Genomic DNA, 537 nt, shown 5'->3' with positions numbered 1-537 from the left:
CTCTTCCATCTGCCCTCGCGACGGCAGAATCGACAATTGGCAAGGGACGCCGCGCAAGCGGGCGCGGGCCGTGCCGAAGGTGTCGCCTGTCACTACATGAATACTCAACGCCGTCTCCAGGCGCTCGAGGCGCTCACGCACACCTGGCAGAAGTTCGCCGTCGACGGCCAGTGTGCCGTTGTAGTCCAGAACGAGATGCGCTAGATCTAGAGTAGCGAAATCGGGGATCTCGACTCTCAGCATGCGATGGATGCTCCTTTAGCGCACGACCATGACGGCGCACTCGGCGTAGCTGATCACCCGGTGAGTGACCGAGCCCAACCGCCAGCGGTCGAACGCGCCCCGACCGCGGTGGCCGAGGACGATCAGATCCACGCCCTGTTGCCCGGCGTAATCGAGGATCTGCCGCGCCGGGTGCCCGATCGCGAATTCCAGGTGTGCCTCGATCCCGAGCCGATCGGTCCTCTGCTTGAGCCTGTCAAGCAGTGCCTGGTGGTAGTCCCGCGAATGCTCGGTGACCGCCTCAGTCTCTACATC

General features: G+C 63.7%; 1 protein-coding gene and 1 pseudogene. Both read right to left on the bottom strand.

Annotated features, from left to right (window positions below; translation table 11 throughout):
- A pseudogene (locus tag ACTFO6_RS17560) lies at positions 1–243 on the bottom strand (HAD family hydrolase); the annotation flags it as partial.
- Between the two features lie 15 nt (positions 244–258).
- The coding region (locus ACTFO6_RS17555) for a universal stress protein (RefSeq protein WP_439935716.1) at positions 259–537 on the bottom strand (279 nt) is incomplete at its 5' end.

It is taken from the genome of Pelomicrobium sp. G1 (assembly GCF_051905455.1).
Classification (GTDB): domain Bacteria; phylum Pseudomonadota; class Gammaproteobacteria; order Burkholderiales; family UBA6910; genus Pelomicrobium.
This window is presented reverse-complemented; position numbering and strand designations above follow the sequence as displayed.